Here is a 707-nt window from a genome sequence, read left to right on the forward strand (position 1 = left end):
GTTCCTGAGATTATAAGATTGGGGGCAGAATATTTTTCTTCAATTGGCACGAAAACTTCAAAAGGTACTAAAGTTTTTGCTTTATCAGGAAATATAAAGAGAGCTGGACTTTGTGAAGTACCAATGGGAATAACATTGAAAGAAATAATATTTGATATTGCTGGTGGAATTGAAAATGATTATAAGTTTAAAGCGGTTCAAATTGGTGGACCTTCCGGTGGCTGTATTCCTGAATCAAAACTTAATACTCAAATAGATTATGAGTCGTTAAAAAATGTTGGAGCAATGATGGGTTCAGGTGGGCTTGTAGTTATGGATGAGAGAACTTGTATGGTTGATGTGGCAAAATATTTTATGAATTTTATTCAGTCAGAATCTTGTGGAAAGTGTATACCTTGTAGGGAAGGTACTAAAAAAATGTTGGATATTTTAAATTCAATAACTCGAAAGAGATATTCTGAAACTCAAGAAGATTCATTGTTGAGATTTAAAGGAATTGTTGAACTTGAAAATTTGGCTAATGTTATAAAAGAGACAAGTTTATGTGGTCTTGGACAAACAGCTCCAAATCCAGTATTATCAACATTAAGGTGGTTTAGAGAAGAATATGAATCTCATGTTTTTGATAGAAAGTGTCCATCAAAAGCATGTTCTGAAATGTTGACTTATTCTATAGATTCAAATCTTTGTAAAGGGTGTGGACTATG

Annotated in this window: 1 protein-coding gene; it reads left to right on the top strand. The window is 32.7% G+C overall.

All coding sequences use genetic code 11. The features are described from left to right. A partial coding sequence (locus N2Z58_09465; GenBank protein MCX7654886.1) for an SLBB domain-containing protein occupies nucleotides 1–707 on the top strand: 707 nt, incomplete at both ends.

This window comes from Fervidobacterium sp. (assembly GCA_026419195.1).
Classification (GTDB): Bacteria; Thermotogota; Thermotogae; order Thermotogales; family Fervidobacteriaceae; genus Fervidobacterium.